This is a genomic window from Bacillus sp. NPDC057893 (assembly GCF_042796455.1).
In the GTDB taxonomy this organism is placed as follows: domain Bacteria; phylum Bacillota; class Bacilli; order Bacillales; family Bacillaceae_G; genus Bacillus_A.
The window spans coordinates 688,909-707,866 of the sequence record NZ_JBHVNG010000001.1; the positions used below are offsets into that span (position 1 = coordinate 688,909).

General features: G+C 36.0%; 21 protein-coding genes and 1 riboswitch. Of the genes, 14 read left to right on the forward strand and 7 right to left on the reverse strand.

What is annotated here, in order from left to right:
- Positions 1-152 precede the first annotated feature (152 nt).
- The 3 genes from ACFVQC_RS03840 to ACFVQC_RS03850 all read right to left on the reverse strand — a co-directional run bounded on the left by ACFVQC_RS03840 (position 153) and on the right by ACFVQC_RS03850 (position 4,568).
- Entirely contained in the window at positions 153-854 is a 702-nt protein-coding gene (locus ACFVQC_RS03840) for an MgtC/SapB family protein (protein WP_033717706.1), read from the reverse strand.
- A gap of 82 nt (positions 855-936) precedes the next feature.
- Positions 937-3,642: a magnesium-translocating P-type ATPase gene (gene mgtA / locus ACFVQC_RS03845; protein ID WP_377890389.1), complete on the reverse strand. Its 2,706-nt coding sequence runs from the start codon at positions 3,640-3,642 to the stop codon at positions 937-939.
- 331 nt (positions 3,643-3,973) lie between these two features.
- A riboswitch (M-box (ykoK) riboswitch) is annotated at positions 3,974-4,141 on the reverse strand.
- Between the two features lie 175 nt (positions 4,142-4,316).
- Positions 4,317-4,568 carry a DUF3932 family protein gene (locus ACFVQC_RS03850; RefSeq protein ID WP_088292629.1) on the reverse strand — a complete coding sequence of 84 codons (252 nt, stop codon included), beginning with the start codon at positions 4,566-4,568 and terminating at the stop codon, positions 4,317-4,319.
- Between the two features lie 189 nt (positions 4,569-4,757).
- On the opposite strand from ACFVQC_RS03850, the gene rnz reads away from it, so the two are divergent.
- The 5 genes from rnz to sdaAA all read left to right on the forward strand — a co-directional run bounded on the left by rnz (position 4,758) and on the right by sdaAA (position 8,039).
- Positions 4,758-5,681: a ribonuclease Z gene (gene rnz / locus ACFVQC_RS03855; RefSeq protein WP_016106118.1), complete on the forward strand. Its 924-nt coding sequence runs from the start codon at positions 4,758-4,760 to the stop codon at positions 5,679-5,681.
- A gap of 382 nt (positions 5,682-6,063) precedes the next feature.
- Positions 6,064-6,294 carry a PTS sugar transporter subunit IIC gene (locus ACFVQC_RS03860; RefSeq protein ID WP_377898128.1) on the forward strand — a complete coding sequence of 77 codons (231 nt, stop codon included), beginning with the start codon at positions 6,064-6,066 and terminating at the stop codon, positions 6,292-6,294.
- Positions 6,291-6,437: a hypothetical protein gene (locus ACFVQC_RS03865; RefSeq protein ID WP_377890386.1), complete on the forward strand. Its 147-nt coding sequence runs from the start codon at positions 6,291-6,293 to the stop codon at positions 6,435-6,437. The genes ACFVQC_RS03860 and ACFVQC_RS03865 overlap by 4 nt, the downstream gene beginning before the upstream one ends.
- A gap of 45 nt (positions 6,438-6,482) precedes the next feature.
- Positions 6,483-7,142: an L-serine ammonia-lyase, iron-sulfur-dependent subunit beta gene (gene sdaAB / locus ACFVQC_RS03870; RefSeq protein ID WP_002145855.1), complete on the forward strand. Its 660-nt coding sequence runs from the start codon at positions 6,483-6,485 to the stop codon at positions 7,140-7,142.
- 18 nt (positions 7,143-7,160) lie between these two features.
- Positions 7,161-8,039 (forward strand): L-serine ammonia-lyase, iron-sulfur-dependent, subunit alpha, encoded by an 879-nt coding sequence (gene sdaAA / locus ACFVQC_RS03875; protein ID WP_002145856.1) that lies wholly within the window; start codon positions 7,161-7,163, stop codon positions 8,037-8,039.
- A 56-nt stretch (positions 8,040-8,095) separates the two neighbouring features.
- On the opposite strand, the gene proI is transcribed toward sdaAA, so the two are convergent.
- Positions 8,096-8,935, reverse strand: a complete 840-nt coding sequence (gene proI / locus ACFVQC_RS03880; protein WP_070144788.1) for a pyrroline-5-carboxylate reductase ProI — start codon at positions 8,933-8,935, stop codon at positions 8,096-8,098.
- A 166-nt stretch (positions 8,936-9,101) separates the two neighbouring features.
- Between proI and ACFVQC_RS03885 the strand changes: the two genes are divergently transcribed.
- Together ACFVQC_RS03885 and ACFVQC_RS03890 are read left to right on the forward strand one after the other, a co-directional pair.
- Positions 9,102-10,055, forward strand: a complete 954-nt coding sequence (locus ACFVQC_RS03885; RefSeq protein WP_377890383.1) for an MBL fold metallo-hydrolase — start codon at positions 9,102-9,104, stop codon at positions 10,053-10,055.
- 9 nt (positions 10,056-10,064) lie between these two features.
- Positions 10,065-10,859: an SDR family oxidoreductase gene (locus tag ACFVQC_RS03890; RefSeq protein ID WP_377890381.1), complete on the forward strand. Its 795-nt coding sequence runs from the start codon at positions 10,065-10,067 to the stop codon at positions 10,857-10,859.
- Positions 10,860-10,889: 30 nt separating this feature from the next.
- Here the strand turns inward: ACFVQC_RS03890 and ACFVQC_RS03895 are convergent, their stop codons facing one another.
- Positions 10,890-11,075 carry a YqzH family protein gene (locus ACFVQC_RS03895; protein ID WP_002145860.1) on the reverse strand — a complete coding sequence of 62 codons (186 nt, stop codon included), beginning with the start codon at positions 11,073-11,075 and terminating at the stop codon, positions 10,890-10,892.
- 223 nt (positions 11,076-11,298) lie between these two features.
- Here ACFVQC_RS03895 and argC point away from each other — a divergent pair, with 223 nt between their 5' ends.
- The 7 genes from argC to ACFVQC_RS03930 all read left to right on the forward strand — a co-directional run bounded on the left by argC (position 11,299) and on the right by ACFVQC_RS03930 (position 17,431).
- The gene (argC, locus tag ACFVQC_RS03900; RefSeq protein ID WP_377890378.1) at positions 11,299-12,336 is read left to right on the forward strand and encodes an N-acetyl-gamma-glutamyl-phosphate reductase; all 1,038 of its coding nucleotides are present in this window, start codon (positions 11,299-11,301) and stop codon (positions 12,334-12,336) included.
- A gap of 10 nt (positions 12,337-12,346) precedes the next feature.
- Positions 12,347-13,570: a bifunctional glutamate N-acetyltransferase/amino-acid acetyltransferase ArgJ gene (gene argJ / locus ACFVQC_RS03905; protein ID WP_377890376.1), complete on the forward strand. Its 1,224-nt coding sequence runs from the start codon at positions 12,347-12,349 to the stop codon at positions 13,568-13,570.
- Positions 13,571-13,581: 11 nt separating this feature from the next.
- Entirely contained in the window at positions 13,582-14,349 is a 768-nt protein-coding gene (gene argB / locus ACFVQC_RS03910; protein WP_377890374.1) for an acetylglutamate kinase, read from the forward strand.
- Complete coding sequence (locus tag ACFVQC_RS03915; RefSeq protein WP_377897443.1) at positions 14,346-15,506, forward strand: acetylornithine transaminase; 1,161 nt, start codon at positions 14,346-14,348, stop codon at positions 15,504-15,506. The genes argB and ACFVQC_RS03915 overlap by 4 nt, the downstream gene beginning before the upstream one ends.
- 12 nt (positions 15,507-15,518) lie before the next feature.
- On the forward strand, positions 15,519-16,469 hold the full coding sequence (gene argF / locus ACFVQC_RS03920; protein ID WP_002111686.1) for an ornithine carbamoyltransferase: 951 nt from the start codon (positions 15,519-15,521) through the stop codon (positions 16,467-16,469).
- 148 nt (positions 16,470-16,617) lie between these two features.
- Positions 16,618-17,169, forward strand: coding sequence for a DUF2062 domain-containing protein (locus ACFVQC_RS03925; RefSeq protein WP_002088510.1), 552 nt, complete (start codon positions 16,618-16,620; stop codon positions 17,167-17,169).
- Positions 17,170-17,227: 58 nt separating this feature from the next.
- Entirely contained in the window at positions 17,228-17,431 is a 204-nt protein-coding gene (locus ACFVQC_RS03930) for a hypothetical protein (RefSeq protein WP_002111683.1), read from the forward strand.
- 24 nt (positions 17,432-17,455) lie between these two features.
- Here ACFVQC_RS03930 and ACFVQC_RS03935 read toward each other — a convergent pair whose 3' ends face one another.
- Together ACFVQC_RS03935 and ACFVQC_RS03940 are read right to left on the reverse strand one after the other, a co-directional pair.
- The gene (locus tag ACFVQC_RS03935) at positions 17,456-17,902 is read right to left on the reverse strand and encodes a MarR family winged helix-turn-helix transcriptional regulator (protein ID WP_002111682.1); all 447 of its coding nucleotides are present in this window, start codon (positions 17,900-17,902) and stop codon (positions 17,456-17,458) included.
- Between the two features lie 72 nt (positions 17,903-17,974).
- Positions 17,975-18,754, reverse strand: coding sequence for a GDSL-type esterase/lipase family protein (locus ACFVQC_RS03940; RefSeq protein ID WP_377890368.1), 780 nt, complete (start codon positions 18,752-18,754; stop codon positions 17,975-17,977).
- Between the last annotated feature and the right edge of the window lie 204 nt (positions 18,755-18,958).

Here is an 18,958-nt window from a genome sequence, read left to right on the forward strand (position 1 = left end):
TCCATTTTGTGTATAAATTGAAGACAAAAAATGGATGTATGTAAAAGGTGTCATGAATATACCCCCTTTCTTTTTAGATAGAAAAGAGTATCCAGCCGTTGCTTAAAAGATGGAAACCAAAAAATGGATTTATATCATGACACTTTTTGTATTTAACCTGCCTCTAAATCTAATGAAGTTTTCCAGCCTGCAGCAGTAACACCAGATTCCAAAAGCATTCTACTTACTATTTTTTCAATTAAGACAGCCGCATTTGTCTTGCAATGTAATGTGGCTTGTATACATACTTTTTGATTAGAATCAACATCTTCACTATACAATTCTTTTAAACCGAGACCTTCAGAACTTACCATGTGCATGAGTAAAAAACGAATATGTGCTTCATTTTCTTCTGAACAAGTAAGAGAAAGGAAGTAATTTGTTTGTTCAGGTGATTCTTCTTTTGATTTATTGTTCATAAATAGAGCGATTGGGCGAAGGAGTATATTTGCTAGTAACACGCCGGTTGCGCCTAATATAGCTGCAACGAGGAAACCCGCACCTGTAAGAGTACCAACAGCAGCTGCACACCATAAAGTAGCCGCAGTATTTAGGCCTCTAATACTAAAACCATCGCGGATAATAACGCCGCCCCCTAAGAAGCCAATACCACTAACAACTTGAGCAGCGATGCGTGACGGACTAGCATCATGATCAAGCATGACGGATAATAAAACAAATATACAGGCACCAAGTGATACGAGAGCATTTGTCCGTAGACCAGCCATTCGGTGTCTCCATTGTCTTTCCATTCCGATACAAGCTCCTACAATAATTGCTATAAATAATCTTAATACAATGTCATACCATACCATCATAGTCACCTCCATACATTTAAGTAATGATTATGTTATGTTTTTAAAATAATGAGTGGAGAATACCCACTCATTATTATTTTTACAACCAGCTATGAAATTTTTTAATATAAAGTTTTTTCAGGAATTGTGTTAAGAAAGCATAACCTAATAATATTCCTATGAGCCACGGGAAGTAGCTTAGTGGTAATGCTTGTAAACCAATTGCTGCACCAAGTGGTGAGAATGGAATATAAATTCCGATTGCCATAATACAAGCGGTTAATAAAAGAACTGGTATTGATGCTGTACTTTGAATGAACGGAATCTTCTGTGTTCTGATCATATGAACAATTAATGTTTGAGTTAGTAGCCCAACGACAAACCAACCTGATTGGAATAGTGATTGTTCTCCAGGTGTATTTGCACCGAATACATTCCACATGACAACGAATGTGATAATATCGAATATAGAGCTAATTGGACCGATGCAAATAATGAAGTTACGCAAGTTTGCAGTATCCCATTTTCTAGGCTTCTCTAAAAATTCCTTATCCATTTTATCCCATGGAATTGAAAGCTGTGAAATATCATAAAGTAAGTTTTGAATTAACAGATGAATTGCAAGCATCGGTAAGAATGGAATGAAAGCACTTGCCACTAATACACTAAATACATTTCCGAAGTTAGAGCTAGCTGTCATTTTTATATATTTTAAAATATTGCCGAAAGTAGTGCGTCCTTCTAAAATACCTGCTTCTAATATAGTTAAACTTTTTTCAAGTAGAATAATATCGGAAGATTCTTTTGCAATGTCAGTAGCAGTATCAACAGATATTCCAACATCAGCATCACGTAGTGCAACGGCATCGTTAATACCATCCCCCATATAACCTACAGTATGACCATTACCTTGCAATACACGAATGATGCGGGACTTTTGCATTGGATTTAGTTTTGCGAACACTGTTGTTTCTTCTGCTAGTTTCGCTAATGCTTTATCTGGTAAAGAATCAATTTCGTAACCAAGGACAGGCTCACCTATATTTAATCCCACTTCTTTACAAACTTTTCTTGTAACAATTTCGTTATCGCCCGTTAAGATTTTCACTTGTACGCCGTGTTTATGCAATGCTTGAATTGCAGAAGCAGCAGATGGTTTAGGCGGATCTAAAAAGCCGATATATCCAGTAAGGATCATAGCGGATTCATCTTGTACTGCATAAGCTTTATGATAAGGTTTGTTATCTTTCTTGTATGCTACAGCAATGACACGCATTCCTTCACTGTTTAAAGTTTCGCTAAGATGTTTTACATTTGCTCTCATTTCTTCAGTAAGAGGGACAATTTGCCCATCCACTTCAGTGTAATTACAAATTGATAAAATTTCTTCTACGGCACCTTTACAAACCATTGTCTGTTCACCTGAAATATCTTTCACGATAACAGACATGCGACGACGAGCGAAATCGAATGGAATTTCATCTAGCTTTTGAAAAGTTGATGGATCAAACTTATGGTTTTCCTCTGTATGTTCAATGACAGCTTTATCTATTAAATTTTTCAATCCAGTTTGATAGAAGCTATTTAAATATGCAAATTGTAAGACGCGATTGCATTCATTTCCATTAGGATCTAAATGACGAACAAGGACGACTTTATCTTCTGTTAAAGTTCCAGTTTTATCCGTGCAAAGGATGTTCATAGCACCTAAGTTTTGAATTGAGTTTAGCTGTTTTACAATTACTTTTTCTTTAGACATGTTCACGGCACCTTTAGCTAAATTAGCAGTTACAATCATTGGTAACATTTCAGGTGTAAGACCAACTGCAACGGCAATAGCAAAGAAGAAAGCTTCTTGCCAATCTCCTTTTGTGAATCCATTAATGAGAAGGACAATGGGTGCCATAATAAGCATGAATGTGATTAAGAGCCAACTTACTTTGTTTACGCCTTTATCAAAGCTTGTTTCTGCACGTTTTCCGATAACCTTTTTTGCTAAAGAGCCGAAATACGTATCCGTACTAGTTGAAACAACAACAGCTTTTGCGCTACCGCTAACAATATTTGTACCCATAAAGCAAAGGTTTTCCATATCGAGCGGATTGTAATTTCTTTTCATGTTTTTCGGTAATATATGTTTATTTTCCGTATGGTAGCAGTTCTCGTATTTTTCTACAGGAAGTGCTTCCCCTGTTAAAGAAGATTGATTAACAAATAAATCTTTAGCGGATAAAATACGCACATCAGCTGGAACGATATCACCAGCTGAAAGTGAAATAATATCGCCAGGTACAAGTTCTTCAATTGGAATTTCCATTGTATGATTACGGTTTAAATTGGTTACGTTTTTTGTTTCGTGTACAAATCCATCTATTCTAAAGACACTCGCAGTTGTTCGAACCATAGCCTTTAACTTATCCGCCGCTTTCTGAGAGCGGAATTCTTGTAGAAAGCGAATCGTTGCACTTAGCAGTACCATTACAGATACGACAATTGTTCCTTGTATGTCATCTGTGAAAAAAGAGAGTGCTCCAAGAGCCAATAAAACAAAAATAAATGGATTTTTAAATGCCATCAGAAATTGAATATACCATGGCAATGTTTTATTATGAGCAATTTCGTTCGGACCATATAAAGAAAGTCTACGAGACGCTTCTTGTTTAGAGAGTCCATCTTGTGTTGTTTCTAAGAGTTTTAATGCAGAGTTTACATCCTGTGTTGCAACTTCCACTAATAATTCGTTATTTGCTTTCATGCTATCTTGATCGTAAGCATGCTTTGTTTCTTGTCTTTGTAAATTTAACATTGGTAGTTCCTCCTCTTTCATGAAGGAGGAAACAATCTGTTACTCGACTATTTAAAGTTGGGAGGAACAGCTTCTTTCCTACCTACATGGTGAAATATTAACGTAAAACATATGGGTATCTGGGCCGAATCATCACTTGCCACTGTTCCTCACCTCCGTACAATTAGTAGTTTCTGAATATGCTATGTTTGTTTCATAGTAAGGTGCATAAAGATATAAAAAAGACCTTTACTCAAAACGAGTAAAGGTCTGAATTCGTAGTCAAAAAGAGTCAACAACAAAGACTGTTATTAAACATAGATAAAAACAGTTTTTGTGTATGACAAAACATACGCACCTCTCCCTCGTTGAGTTTTAGCACTGTATAGCATAGGTACTGAAACCAGCTACGTTAAGAAAGGCCTTCATTCCGACCTTTCCTGTTGACCCATTGGCGTCTCTCGACATTTTTGGGCAGCAGCGTTTCTCTATACAGGAGCCTCACCTAACAGAGACCATATTCAATTACATGTTGAATGTTAGCACTGTAAAATCATAGTGTCAATATCTTTTTAATCTGTTTTTTTGAAAAATTAAATAGATTTATGATTGGTATATAGTATGAAATAAGATGTGAAAATTAAAAATTAATGAACATAAAAAAAAGCACTGATCACAGTGCTTTTTTTTATAGATTATGAGATTGTAGGGTTTTCAAAAATAACAATCTCTGAATTACTTGCTGTTGAAACGCGTTGTGCGTAATATGTTAAAGCCGAAGAAATATATGTTGGTAACGTCTCATTTGTATGTGATGTTGTATATTCATGAATTAATTCTTTTAAAGTCGTCCACTCTAGTTGTGCTGGGTGATCAGAAACGAAAGAACTTACCCAGCGATCAAATGAAGATGAAAAATCAGTTTGTAAACGAAATACTTCTTTCATAATAAAACGCTCCCTTTATATGTGATATAGTTATATTACTACAAAACACGAATGATTGTTAAGTTTTTTATTTTGAATGTTCGTGTTATATAGTTGTCTAGATGATTGGTTATGTAAATTCAATTTGCCATTTGAAATAACATTCCGTAAGATGAAAGATAGATTATATAAAGAGCTGGAGGAAAGAAAGTGGAATTTGTATTTTTAGGAACTGGTGCAGGTGTTCCTTCAAAAGGAAGGAACGTTTCAGCAATCGCCTTACAATTGCTAGAAGAACGAGGGCAAACATGGCTATTTGACTGTGGTGAAGCGACTCAGCATCAAATTTTACATACATCTGTACGCCCAAGACGCATTGAAAAAATATTTATTACCCATTTACATGGAGATCATATTTTTGGTCTGCCTGGTTTATTAGGGAGCCGTTCTTTTCAAGGAGGAACGACGCCGTTAACAGTGTACGGCCCAAAAGGAATTAAACAATTTATTGAAGTAGCGTTATTAGTAAGTACGACACATGTTAAATATCCACTTGAAATCGTTGAGATTACGGAAGAAGGTATTGTGTTTGAGGATAATGAATTCTGTGTAGAAACAAAAAGGTTATCACACGGAATCGAATGTTTCGGATATCGGATTGTAGAGAAAGATATACAGGGAGCTCTTTTAGTGGATAAATTACTGGGAATGGGTGTGAAACCTGGTCCAGTTTTTAAACGCTTAAAAGATGGTGAAGTAGTTGAATTAGAGAATGGCACAGTGTTAAATGGAAAAGATTTTATCGGCCCGCCTCAAAAAGGCAGAGTTATTACAATTTTAGGCGATACACGATATTGCGAAGCGAGTAGAGAGCTTGCGCAAGATGCTGATGTACTTGTTCATGAAGCGACTTTTGCGGCAGAAGATGAACAGCAAGCACATGACTATTTCCATTCAACAACAGAACAAGCTGCGCGTATTGCATTAAATGCAAATGTAAAGCGATTAATATTGACACATATTAGTTCTCGTTATCAAGGAGATACATATAAGGAATTGCTGAAAGAAGCAAGAGAGTTATTTTCTAATACAGAAATCGCGATGGATTTGAAATCATTTCCAGTAGAAAAGTAATGTTCAAAAAAATGGTGACATATGTTTGCCATTTTTTTTATTTATAATAAAATTTTTTTTTACTAAAACTGTTATCATTTTATATTTATATTGGATAACACAGAAAGTTGTAATGGTTTAGAGATATAGGATAAAAATATATAATATCGATTATTTAGAAAAACTGTTATATAAGTAGGACGACATACAAGTGATACAAATAGGAAAAACGGATTTTTATTCAGAAATTTTAAAATTCAATAAAAGTAAGCGTTTCATAAAAAACAAGCTATAATGAGGGCACATTATAATTTATAGTAAGTTACAGCGTGCGTTTTAGCCATTTTTCGTAACAAACGAAATTGACTAAAAAGGGAGAGGGCATCATGGAGATTTAATTGGTATACCATTTTTAAAAGAGGTTGGACAATCAGCAGGTAGTCTAGGCGGGGTAGCCGGTGCAACTTTAGTTGCATTAGCAATGGGTGTATCACCTGTTTATGCTATGCTTGTAGGGGCTTCTGTGTTAAACTTTGGATTGCTACCAGGCTTTATTACTGGTTATCTTATATCATTTTTAGTAAAACAAATTGAAAAATGTGTACCAGAAGGATTAGATTTAATGATCCAATGAAAGTAACGTTATGTTTCTTATGTATTATGGTATCTGGTATTATTTCAGGATATATTGGTTCACTGCTATTCAAAAACTATCCAATTCGTACAGCGGAGCAAATTCGTGGTACGGCTGAAAAAGCAACAGATGTGGCAGCTTAATAGAATAGTAGAAAAAATTTTCATAGAGGTTTAGGGGGAGTTATGATGAAGTACCGCTCAGTGTTTGATATTATTGGTCCAGTTATGATTGGTCCATCAAGTTCACATACAGCAGGCGCGGCAAGAATGGGGCAAGTTGCTCGTCAGCTGTTTCGTCATGAGCCAGAGAGAGTTAGCATTTCATTATATGGTTCATTTGCAAAAACATACCGTGGTCACGGTACCGATGTAGCGCTAATCGGTGGAATACTAGGATTTGAAACAGATGATTTACGTATTCCAAGTGCGTTAGATATTGCAAAAGAACGCGGGATTGAAGTGGAATTTATTGAAGAAGATGCAAATGCTCCGCATCCAAATACAGCGAAAATTCGTCTGTATAAAGGTGAAGAGGAAATTGAAGTTGTTGCTTGCTCAATTGGTGGCGGTAAAATTGAAGTTGTAGAATTAAACGGATTCGATCTTCAATTAACAGGCACGAGTCCAGCACTACTTATTGTAAATAACGATCGCTTTGGTGCTATCGCAGCTGTAGCTTCAATCCTTGCTAAGCATGAGATTAACATTAGTACAATGAGTGTTTCTCGTAAAGAAAAAGGAAGAAGAGCGCTTATGGTCATTGAAACAGATGAATTATTAGCAGATGAAGTGATTGAAGAAATAAATGGACAACAAAATATTTGCCAAGTAACTATTATGGATTAATTGCAGGGGGGAAACACCATGTTTCGGAACGCAGCGGAACTAGTGGCGCAAGCTAAAGAGCAAAATGTAAAAATCGCAGAAATTATGATTCAATGTGAAATGGATACAAGACGTATTTCACGTGAAGAAGTAATTGCTGGTATGGAAAAGAACTTAGTCGTGATGGAACAAGCAGTAGAACGTGGTATTCGTGGTGTAAAATCACCGACGGGTTTAACTGGCGGAGATGCTGTGAAAGTTCGAGAGTATATGAAGAGCGGAAAAGGCTTATCTGGGGATACAATTTTGGACGCAGTGAGTAAAGCGGTTGCGACAAATGAAGTAAACGCAGCGATGGGAATCATTTGTGCAACACCAACAGCAGGTTCTGCTGGAACAGTGCCAGGTGTACTGTTTGCACTTAAAGAAAAATTACAGCCTACACGTGAAGAAATGATTGAATTTTTATTTACAGCAGGAGCTTTCGGTATGGTTGTTGCGAATAATGCTTGTATTTCCGGCGCTGCAGGAGGTTGCCAAGCTGAAGTAGGTTCAGCAAGTGGAATGGCAGCGGCAGCAGCAGTTGAGATGGCTGGTGGAACACAAGATCAAGCAGCTACAGCGATGGCGATTTCATTAAAGAATATGCTTGGTTTAGTATGTGATCCTGTTGCAGGGCTTGTAGAAGTACCTTGTGTAAAACGTAATGCAGCAGGAGCTGCGAATGCCATGATTTCAGCTGATTTATCATTAGCTGGTGTAACTAGTACAATTCCATGTGATGAAGTCATTGAGGCGATGTTTAGAATTGGACAAACGATGCCAGTAGCACTTCGTGAAACAGCAGAAGGTGGACTTGCGGCAACACCAACAGGTCGTCGTCTGCAAGAAGAGATTTTTGGTAAGAGTAATAACTAAAAGCATATCATATGATTAAAGTAAAAACGGAGCTCAAATAAAGTTGAGCTCCGTTTTTATTTTTCTTTTGCTATTTTTTCTAATGTTTTTCCAAGATCGTGTGATCGTTTCGTTGCTTGTGTAATACATGAGATTAATGCTTGTTGAAAATTATGCTCCTGTAATACTTCAATACCTGCTTCAGTTGTTCCACCAGGAGAAGTAATTTCTTTTCGCAAAATAGAAGGGTGTTTTTCGCTTGCTTTTAGCATTTCAGCAGCACCAATCATCGTCTGAAGAATAAGAGATTTTGCAACATCTTCTTTTAAACCAATTTTTTTTGCTGCCTCTTCCATTGCCTCTACCAGGTAATAAATATAAGCTGGTCCACTTCCGGATAATGCAGTTACAGCATGCATATCTTCTTCTTCTACAACAGAGACGAGACCAATCGTTTCGAATAACGATGTTGCAATGCGAATATGTTCCTCCGTTGTGTGTTCTGAAGGTGAGATAGCGGTGGCGGATTTTAAAATGGCTGCAGATGTATTTGGCATTGCACGAATAATCGGAACGTCTTTTTGAAGTAGGTTTCTAATTGAATGAGTAGAAACACCTGCTAATAACGAAATAATAAGCAAGTCATTATTTATGTATTCTTTAAGAGGAATAATCGCTTCTGCGACATCTTTTGGCTTCATAGCTAGAAAAAGAATATTTGCATCAGCAAGTAATTCCTTTTTATTATGTGTACCTTTGACACCGTATTTTTTATGTAACTCCTGTAATCTTGTCTCGTTAGAACGATTACTTACAGTGACATGTTCTCCCTTAACAACATTTGCGTTTAATAAACCACCAATAATCGCTTCGGCAATAGAGCCTGCACCGAGAAAGGAAATGTTTTGCATAGACATGATGTGCCTCCTTTAAATTTGGTTAGAAATACTTATAAATGTACATACATTCGTTTTTTAATGGAAAACACCTCTTTTTATCTGAAAATAATGACAAATTTATAGGGAAGTTGTAAACTGAAGAGGTATTCATTTTTGAACCGGAAAAAGACAGGGGGGGCTAAGCATGACGGCGATTCATCGAATGGAGATTCCTGTTCCATTTGCAGTTGAGACAGTGAATGTGTTTTTAGTTGAGGGAGAAACATTAACGTTAATTGATACAGGGACAAATACAGAAGAAGCAAAGAAGGCATTAGAAAGTCAATTAGGTGCATTAGGGTATAAGATAGAAGATATTGAAACGGTAGTGATTACGCATCACCATGCGGATCATTGCGGACTTTTAAATACATTTTCTGAAAAAGTAAAGATTATCGGACATCCTTGGAATGAACCGTGGATTACACAGAATGCTGAATTTTTAAAGAGGTATCATGAATTTTTTAAAGAGACAGCCTTGCAGTTCGGCGTTCCAGCAGTATTTCTGAATGATGAGGCGTTATTGACGACGAAGACACTTAAATATTCTTGTAATAGATCGTTAACACATACCGTGAGAGAGGGAGATCGTATAGATTCGTTACCTGGATTTACAGTGATTGAAACCCCGGGTCATGCTTCCACTCATATTTCATTATATAGAGAATCTGATGGAATATTAATTGGTGGGGATGCTCTCATTAGTCATATTTCTTCAAATCCAATATTAGAACCACCATATGAAGGGCAAACAGAAAGAGCGCGTCCTTTATTGCAGTACAATCAAACGTTAAAACGTTTAAGTGAAATGAATATTTCACGTATTTTATCAGGGCATGGGGAAGATGTTCTGAATGTGAAACAACTTATTGAAACAAGGTTACAAAAGCAAGAGATACGTGCTTTTAAAGTACTTGAACTATTAAAGGAAAAGCCAATGACAGCATTTGAAGTATGTGTAAAACTATTTCCGGTCTTATATAAAGAGCAATTGCCACTTACTATCTCAGAAACTGTTGGACAATTAGATTTTTTAGCATATAATCAACAAGTGATGATTGATGAATCCTCACAACAATTGATTTATTATGCAAAGTAGGTGACAGCAATGACGGGACGTTTACGAGAAAAAGTAATCGTCATTACAGGTGCTTCTAGTGGAATTGGAGAGCAAGTTGCAATGCAGGTTGCAGAGCAAGGGGCGACGCCCGTATTAATGGCTCGAACGGAAGAGAAGCTACAAGCATTAGCAGACAAAATTAAAGTAACTTATAATACGCCTTGCTATTACTATGTATTAGATGTAAGTGAAGAAACGAAAGTACAATCTGTTTTTTCAAAGGTATTACAAGAAGTAGGACGTATTGATATATTGGTAAATAATGCTGGGTTTGGTATTTTTAAAACGTTTGAAGATGCTTCAATGGATGAAGTAAAGGATATGTTTCAAGTAAATGTATTTGGATTAGTAGCTTGTACGAAAGCTGTATTACCTTATATGGTAAAAAGGAACGAAGGACAAATTATTAATATTGCTTCATTGGCTGGAAAAATTGCAACTCCGAAGTCGAGTGCTTATGCAGCAACAAAACACGCTGTATTAGGATTTACGAATAGCTTGCGTATGGAGTTATCTAACAAAAATGTGTATGTAACAGCAATTAACCCAGGACCGATAGATACGAACTTTTTTGAAATAGCCGATCAATCAGGTACATATGTGAAAAATATGGGACGTTACATGTTAAAACCAACATATGTAGCAGAACAAATCGTAAAGGCGATGCAAACGAAAAAACGTGAAGTAAACTTGCCAAAGTGGATGGGAATGGGGCCAAAGCTCTACGCATTATTCCCAGGTTTATTTGAACGTGTTGCAGGCAAATCATTAAGTAAAAAATAGGAGATTTCCATATGGAAATCTCCTATTTTTTTATTTTCCAGTCACATAATCGTAAACGATATCCTCAACTGCCTCGTATACATCAATTTCAGTATTTGAATGAATTATCGTTTGAATATGTTTAATTAGCATTTCCTGATCCTCTTTTGAAACAGGATTACATTGATATTGCCGAAAACTTTTTGTAATCATTTTCTCAATTAATTTTTCATTCATGTTTTTCCCCGCCTGTATGTATACATGTATTGTTTTATTGTACTTGAAGTGAAATGAAAATACTATTATACATTGTTTTTGTATAAAAATTAGATCGTATATATTGTTTTCTTAGTAAAATTAAGTTTTTTAAGTTTTAAAAATTTATAAATATTTAATTGACTCTATAAATATACAATATTATAATCATACTTAATTTAAAGAATCGATAGAGGAGGAGCATATGAAAGTCGCGATTATTGGAGCAACTGGGTATGGAGGTATTGAGTTAATTCGGTTATTAGAGCAACATCCATATTTTTCGATAGCATCTCTCCATTCTTTTTCGCAAGTTGGCGAGTGTATAACAAATGTATATCCGCATTTTCAAAATGTTCTTGTCCATACGTTACAAGAAATTGATGCAGAGGAAATAGAGAAGAAAGCAGAAATTGTATTTTTAGCAACCCCAGCAGGAGTGTCGGCAGAGTTAACTCCAAAATTATTAGCAGTAGGTTTAAAAGTAATTGATTTATCTGGAGACTTTCGCATGAAAGATCCTTCGACATATGAACAGTGGTATAAAAGGGCAGCTGCAAAAGAAGAAGTTCTTAGGAAAGCGGTATATGGATTAAGTGAATGGAAAAGGTCCGAGATTCAAAATGCAAATTTAATTGCAAACCCAGGATGTTTTGCTACAGCTGCATTATTAGCGATATTGCCGTTAGTACGTAGCGGCATGATTGAAGAAGATTCAATTATTATTGATGCCAAATCAGGAGTATCTGGAGCGGGCAAAACGCCAACAACAATGACTCATTTTCCTGAGCTATACGATAACTTGCACATTTATAAAGTAAATGAGCATCAACACGTTCCTGAGATTGAGCAAATGCTTGCAGAGGGGAATAGGGAAACGAATCCAATCACGTTTAGTACACATTTAATACCGATATCACGGGGGATTATGGTTACACTTTATGCGAAAGTGAAACGAGAAATGAAGATAGCACAACTTCAAAAATTATATGAAGAAACGTATGAGCAATCGGCTTTTATTCGAATTCGCACGCAAGGAGAGTTTCCAAGTCCAAAAGAAGTGAGGGGCTCAAATTATTGTGATATTGGGATGGCTTACGATGAAAGAACAGAAAGAATTACAGTAGTTTCTGTGATAGACAATATGATGAAAGGCGCAGCAGGGCAAGCAGTTCAAAATGCAAATTTATTAGCGGGACTAGAAGAGACAACGGGTTTACAGCATATGCCGCTTTATCCATAAGGGGGAAATTATGATTAAAACATCGTCTATTACAAAATTAGCAAATGGTTCAATTGTTACGCCGAAAGGCTTTTCGGCAATCGGTACTGCAAATGGTCTGAAAAAGGTGAAAAAGGATGTGGGTGCAATCGTTTGTGAGGTGCCAGCATCATGTGCCGCTGTGTATACAACAAATCAAATACAAGCAGCGCCGTTGCAAGTAACGAAGGATAGCATAGCAGCAGAAGGGAAATTACAAGCAATTGTTGTAAATAGCGGAAATGCAAATGCTTGTACGGGCATGAAAGGATTGCAAGATGCTTATGAGATGCGAACATTAGGAGCGGAACACTTTGGAGTAAAAGAAAAGTACGTCGCAGTCGCTTCAACAGGTGTAATTGGAGTACCTTTACCGATGGATATCATTCGAAAGGGAATAGAATCTCTTGTGCCAACAAAGGAAGTAAGTGAAGCTCATTCTTTTTGTGAAGCAATTTTAACGACAGACCTTATAACGAAAGAAACTTGCTATGAGATGATAATTGATGGGGAAGCAGTGAGCATTGCTGGGGTCGCAAAAGGTTCAGGGATGATCCACCCGAATATGGCAACGATGCTTAGTTTTATTACAACAGACGCAAATATAGAGCATGAAGTATTGCAAACAGTATTATCACAAATTACGAATCATACGTTTAATCAAATTACGGTGGACGGAGATACTTCTACAAATGATATGGTCATCGTTATGGCAAGTGGATTATCAGAAACGAAAACGATGAATATGGAACATAAGGACTGGGAAACTTTCGTATTTTCTTTACAAAAGGTATGTGAAGATTTAGCGAAAAAAATTGCACAAGATGGTGAAGGTGCTACGAAGTTAATAGAAGTAAATGTGCAAGGCGCTAAAACAAATGAAGAAGCAAAGAAAATTGCAAAACAAATAGTTGGTTCAAGTCTTGTGAAAACAGCGATATATGGTGAGGATCCAAATTGGGGACGGATTATTAGTAGTATTGGACAGAGTGAAGTAACTATTAACCCAAATACAATTGATATAACTCTTCAATCTATCGCCGTATTAAAAAATAGTGAGCCTCAAATGTTTTCTGAAGAGGAAATGACAAAGAAATTACAAGAACATGAAATAAAAATTGATGTGTGTTTACATTTAGGAGATGAAACGGGATCAGCTTGGGGCTGCGACTTAAGTTATGAATATGTGAAAATAAATGCTTGTTATCGTACATAAGGAGAGAGAAGATGAGTGATTATATTGTAGTTAAATGTGGCGGTAGCATGTTGAATCGATTAAATAGTGTGTTTTTTGATTGCATAAAGAAATTGCAAAATAAGTATAAGGTTGTTATTGTCCATGGCGGTGGCCCAGAAATTGATGCCAAGTTAGAAGACGCTAATATCAAGATAGAAAAGAAAGATGGATTACGAGTAACGCCGAAAGAGGTTATGGATGTTGTTCAAATGGTGCTATGCGGAAGTACGAATAAAAAAATCGTAATGAATTTACAAAAACATAATTTACTTGCGGTGGGGCTTTCAGGATGTGACGGTAATTTACTTCAAGTTCAACCTGTTGGTGAAGAGATAGGATATGTAGGAGAAGTAAGTTATGTAGAAACAGCCTTATTAAAAGGATTGATAGATATGAATTATATTCCTGTGATTGCTCCAATCGGGATAAATGGTAATGAAGTTTATAACATTAATGCTGATACCGCAGCAGCTGGGATTGCGGCCGCACTATCCGCAAAAGAGCTCATTTTTATTACGGATGTAGATGGGATATTACATGAAGGAAAATTGGTTAAGAAAACGGATGAATCTGAAATTGTTACTTTTATAGAAAAAGGAGTTATTACAGGTGGGATGATTCCGAAAGTACAGGCGGCACTGACATCATTAAAAATGGGAGTGCAAAAGGTAAGTGTCGTGAATGGTGCAAAAGACTTTGCTGAAGTTACCGGAGAGTGTATTGGAACGACGGTAACGAAAGGAGTGAGTATCGTATGACAAGTCATCTTTTTCAAACATATGGGAGAAGAACTATTGAGTTTGTAAAGGGCAATGGGGCGAAAGTTATTGATAAAAATGGTGAGCAATATTTAGATTTCACTTCTGGTATTGGAGTATGTAACTTAGGACATTGTCATCCTACGGTTGTAAAGGCAGTAGAAAAGCAACTTGGAAACATATGGCATATATCTAACTTGTTTACGAACTCCTTACAAGAAGAGGTCGCATCGTTATTAACAGAAAATACAGCATTAGATTATGTGTTTTTTTGTAATAGCGGGGCGGAGGCAAATGAAGCGGCTTTAAAGCTAGCACGTAAGCATACTGGGAAATCTCTCGTAGTAACATGTGAGCAATCTTTCCACGGCAGAACATTTGGAACGATGAGCGCAACGGGGCAAGATAAAGTGAAAGAAGGATTTGGTCCATTACTTCCGTCTTTTTTACATACACCATTTAACGATATACAAGCATTAGAGGAAGTAATGAATGAAGAAGTTGCGGCGGTAATGGTAGAAGTTGTTCAAGGAGAAGGAGGAGTAATATTAGCTGATCCATCCTTTTTGAAGGAAATTGAAAAACTATGTAATGAGTACAATGCTCTTTTTATTATAGATGAAGTACAAACTGGAATAGGCAGGGCAGGAACACTATTCGCTTATGAGCAAATGGGAATAGGTCCTGATATCGTTACCATCGCAAAGGCGCTTGGGAATGGTATTCCAGTTGGAGCGATGATTGGCCGGAAAGAACTAGGTTCTTCTTTTACTACAGGGTCACACGGTTCAACTTTCGGCGGGAATTATATTGCCATGACTGCAGCGAAAGAAGTATTGCAGTTCATTAAGGAACCAGCGTTTTTTGAAGAGGTACAGGAAAAGGGCGAGTATGCATTAAAGAAATTGCAAGAAGAACTGCTTCATGTCGAATGTATTCAAGACATTCGTGGTAAGGGACTTATGATAGGAATCGAATGTAAGCATGAGATTGCAAATTTCATAGAACAACTAGAAAAAGCAGGACTTCTCGTATTACAAGCAGGGCCTAATGTTATAAGACTATTACCACCACTTATTGTAACGAATGAAGAGCTAGAACAGGCAGTATATATGATAAAAGAAGTGGTTTGTACAAAAAATGTATCAATAATATAAGGGGGAAATTTCATGTCAACTGTACAAGTACCGAAATTAAATACGAAAGATCTTTTAACGTTAGAAGAATTGACGCAAGAAGAAATCATTTCTTTAATTGAGTTCGCTATATATTTAAAAAAGAACAAGCAGGAGCCTTTATTACAAGGGAAAATATTAGGTCTCATTTTTGATAAACATTCAACTCGTACTCGCGTTTCTTTTGAAGCAGGGATGGTACAGCTCGGAGGACATGGAATGTTTTTAAGTGGAAAAGAGATGCAAATTGGCAGAGGAGAAACGGTTTCAGATACTGCGAAAGTACTATCTCATTATATTGATGGAATTATGATACGTACATTCTCGCATGCAGATGTAGAAGAGCTTGCAAAAGAGTCCAGTATCCCAGTTATTAACGGTTTAACTGATGATCATCACCCTTGCCAAGCATTGGCAGATTTAATGACGATATATGAAGAAGTTCATACGTTTAAAGGAATTAAATTAGCTTACGTAGGTGATGGAAATAATGTATGTCATTCACTATTGCTAGCAAGTGCAAAAGTCGGAATGAATATGACTGTTGCGACTCCCATAGGGTATGAACCGAATGAAGAAATTGTTAAAAAAGCGTTAGCGATTGCAGATGAAACAGGGGCTGAAATTGAGATTTTGCATAATCCTGAATTAGCGGTAAGTGGAGCGGATTTTATTTATACTGACGTTTGGATGAGTATGGGCCAAGAAGGAGAAGCAGAGAAATATACTTTATTCCAGCCTTTCCAAGTAAATAAAGAGCTTGTTATACATGCAAAGCAAACATATCGTTTCCTGCACTGTTTGCCTGCTCATCGTGAAGAAGAAGTAACTGGAGAGATTATAGATGGGCCACAGTCTATCGTTTTTGAGCAAGCTGGTAATCGACTGCACGCGCAAAAAGCGTTATTGGTGAGTTTGTTTAAAAATATAGAGGAGCCTTCCTAAAAGGGAGGTTTTTTTATGTTGAAATGTCTGATGTATATTTAGTTAATTATCTCTATATCATTTATAATAAAAAGAGAAAACTAATTTTATTTTTCATATCATGTAAGGACATACTAGATAAAAAAATATAGTTAAAGAGATGATGAATTTGAAAACAACTAAGAAAACATATTCGTTTTTTCAGCGAATGTGGAGAATATTAAAGTTTCAATATTTTAAGTTGCTTCGATCGCCAGAAGGAGCAAAGAAAGTGTCGTTAGGTTTTGCTATTGGATTTGGTTTAGAAATGTTGGTGATTTATACGGCATCGCTCGTATATTTAATATTTTATCCAATTGTCAGGTTAGCAAAGGGATCTTTTCCAGCCGCAGTCATTGGTAATATTATTGGGAAAATATCGTTTCTCCCAGTATTTTTATTTCCGTTTGCTTATGCATTAGGGAAAATGATTTATCCATTTCATGTACAGAAAATACATCATGAACCATTTACGATATCAGATTTGTTTTCGAGCCATATTTTTACGATGTTAAAGAGCTTATTACAGAGTGAAGTATATGTATTAATTGGTATGACGATAATAGGAATTGTGTTTGGGGTAATTTCATATTTCGTAGTGCATTATTTATATGAAAAGAATCGTAAGTTACGTTTGAAGAAAAGAAAGAAACAAGTGAGAGAACCACTTGTACAAATATAAAGAATGTCACATTCATTTTCTCCTTTGAATATGTTTAAGAAAAAGGGGGAGAGAATGAATGTATTATTATTACGTACCTCAAGTATATCCGTATACAAATTATTATGCTGTAAATGATATGAGGCAGCAATTCGGAGTGTATCCACAGCAACAAATACAGCAAATACAACAGCCTCAGCAGCAACCTGTTCAAGAACAAAAGCCGTATTTAATGACATGGCCATATTCAAATGTATACTATGGTAATTATTACGAATCATAAAGCTGCTTCTATTTAGAAGCAGCTTTATGCGTTTGTTTTCAAAATTAAATTTTGAATGGTTTTAAGAGAATGAATGAGCTTTTCACGCTCTTCCTCAGATAATGTTTGAAAATTTTCTTTTAGTTTGTCTAAAATGAATTGCTGATACTGATTTACTAGCAATTTCCCTTCAGTTGTTAGGGAAATTAAAATGACCCGTCGATCTTTTTCGCTATAATGACGCTCTATTAGTTCTTCTTGAATAAGTTTGTTTAATAGAGGGGTCATGTTAGGCCGTGAAATCGCTAGCCGCTTGCCAATTTCTGAAACTGCTAATGTACCATTTTCATGCAAAAGCAGTAACACTTGCGTATGTGATGGCGGCATATGTCTTTGAGAAGAAAACTCTCCAGGAAGCATAAATTTGCGATAAAAAAGAGGCACTAGCGAAAGAAGATGATCAACAATACGTTCCCACTCGCGTGATTCCATATAACGGCCCCCTTCCACTATCATTGTAACAAAAAAGACAAGGTATAAAAATAGAATTGTTTCATGGAAGCCTTAATATTTGTAGGATAACACTTGCTTTGTAAATGTATTGGCAATAATCGCATAACCGTTATCATTTGGGTGTACTTGGTCAAATAGTAACTCTTTTTTATCATTCGATATTAATTTGCGAATTGGTAAAACGATCGACGGTTGATGTGCTTTTGAAATAGAATAAATAGAATCATTCCAACCGTCTAAAAACATATCTGCATAACTTGCGATGGAGTCCTCTAGTTGTAAAGGGTTATAGAGTTCAGAGAGAATGAGTAAAGCATTCGGATTTTGATCTCGAACGGTCTTTACAATATTTTTTACATCCGTTTCAAAACGGGCTTTTTCTTTATTTAACATTTTAATACCATCTATAACACCTACATCACGATTTAAGCGGAATAAATTATTTCCTCCAATACTAATAGTAATGATATTTGCTGCCCTAATTTTTTGTTGAACATCTTCTGATTGAACTTTTTTTGCGAGACGATCTGTAGTAAGACCGTTTATCCCAAGGTTTTCTACTGTAATTGGTTTATGAATTTGTGTTTCTATTTGTCTAGAAGCTAATTCGGCAAATCCCCCTTGTGTAGATCCATATCCTTTTGCAAGTGAATCACCTAATACGAGGTGATAAAAAGAGTCATTCGTTTGCTTATAAATCCAACTCGGAGCAGATGTTTTTTCTGCTTTTCCTTCAGTTTCTTTTTGTTCTATCTCATCGTTCTTTTCAAAATTAGAACAAGAAATGATTAGAAGGAGGAGACAAACAATTGTTAAGATGACTTTTTTCATAAATTCATCCTCCTTGTAATTGGTAATTGTATCATATTCAGCAGTATTAGCAATGTAAGGGCATATTATATGTTTATGAAAAGTTTATAATAACTTTACAGAAAATTTGTTGAAGTTTGTCAAAAAATATTGACGATATGAAAGAACTTTATATATGATAATGTCAGATAAGGTGAAATTCTGCTTAGTGGGAGCTTTATTTCC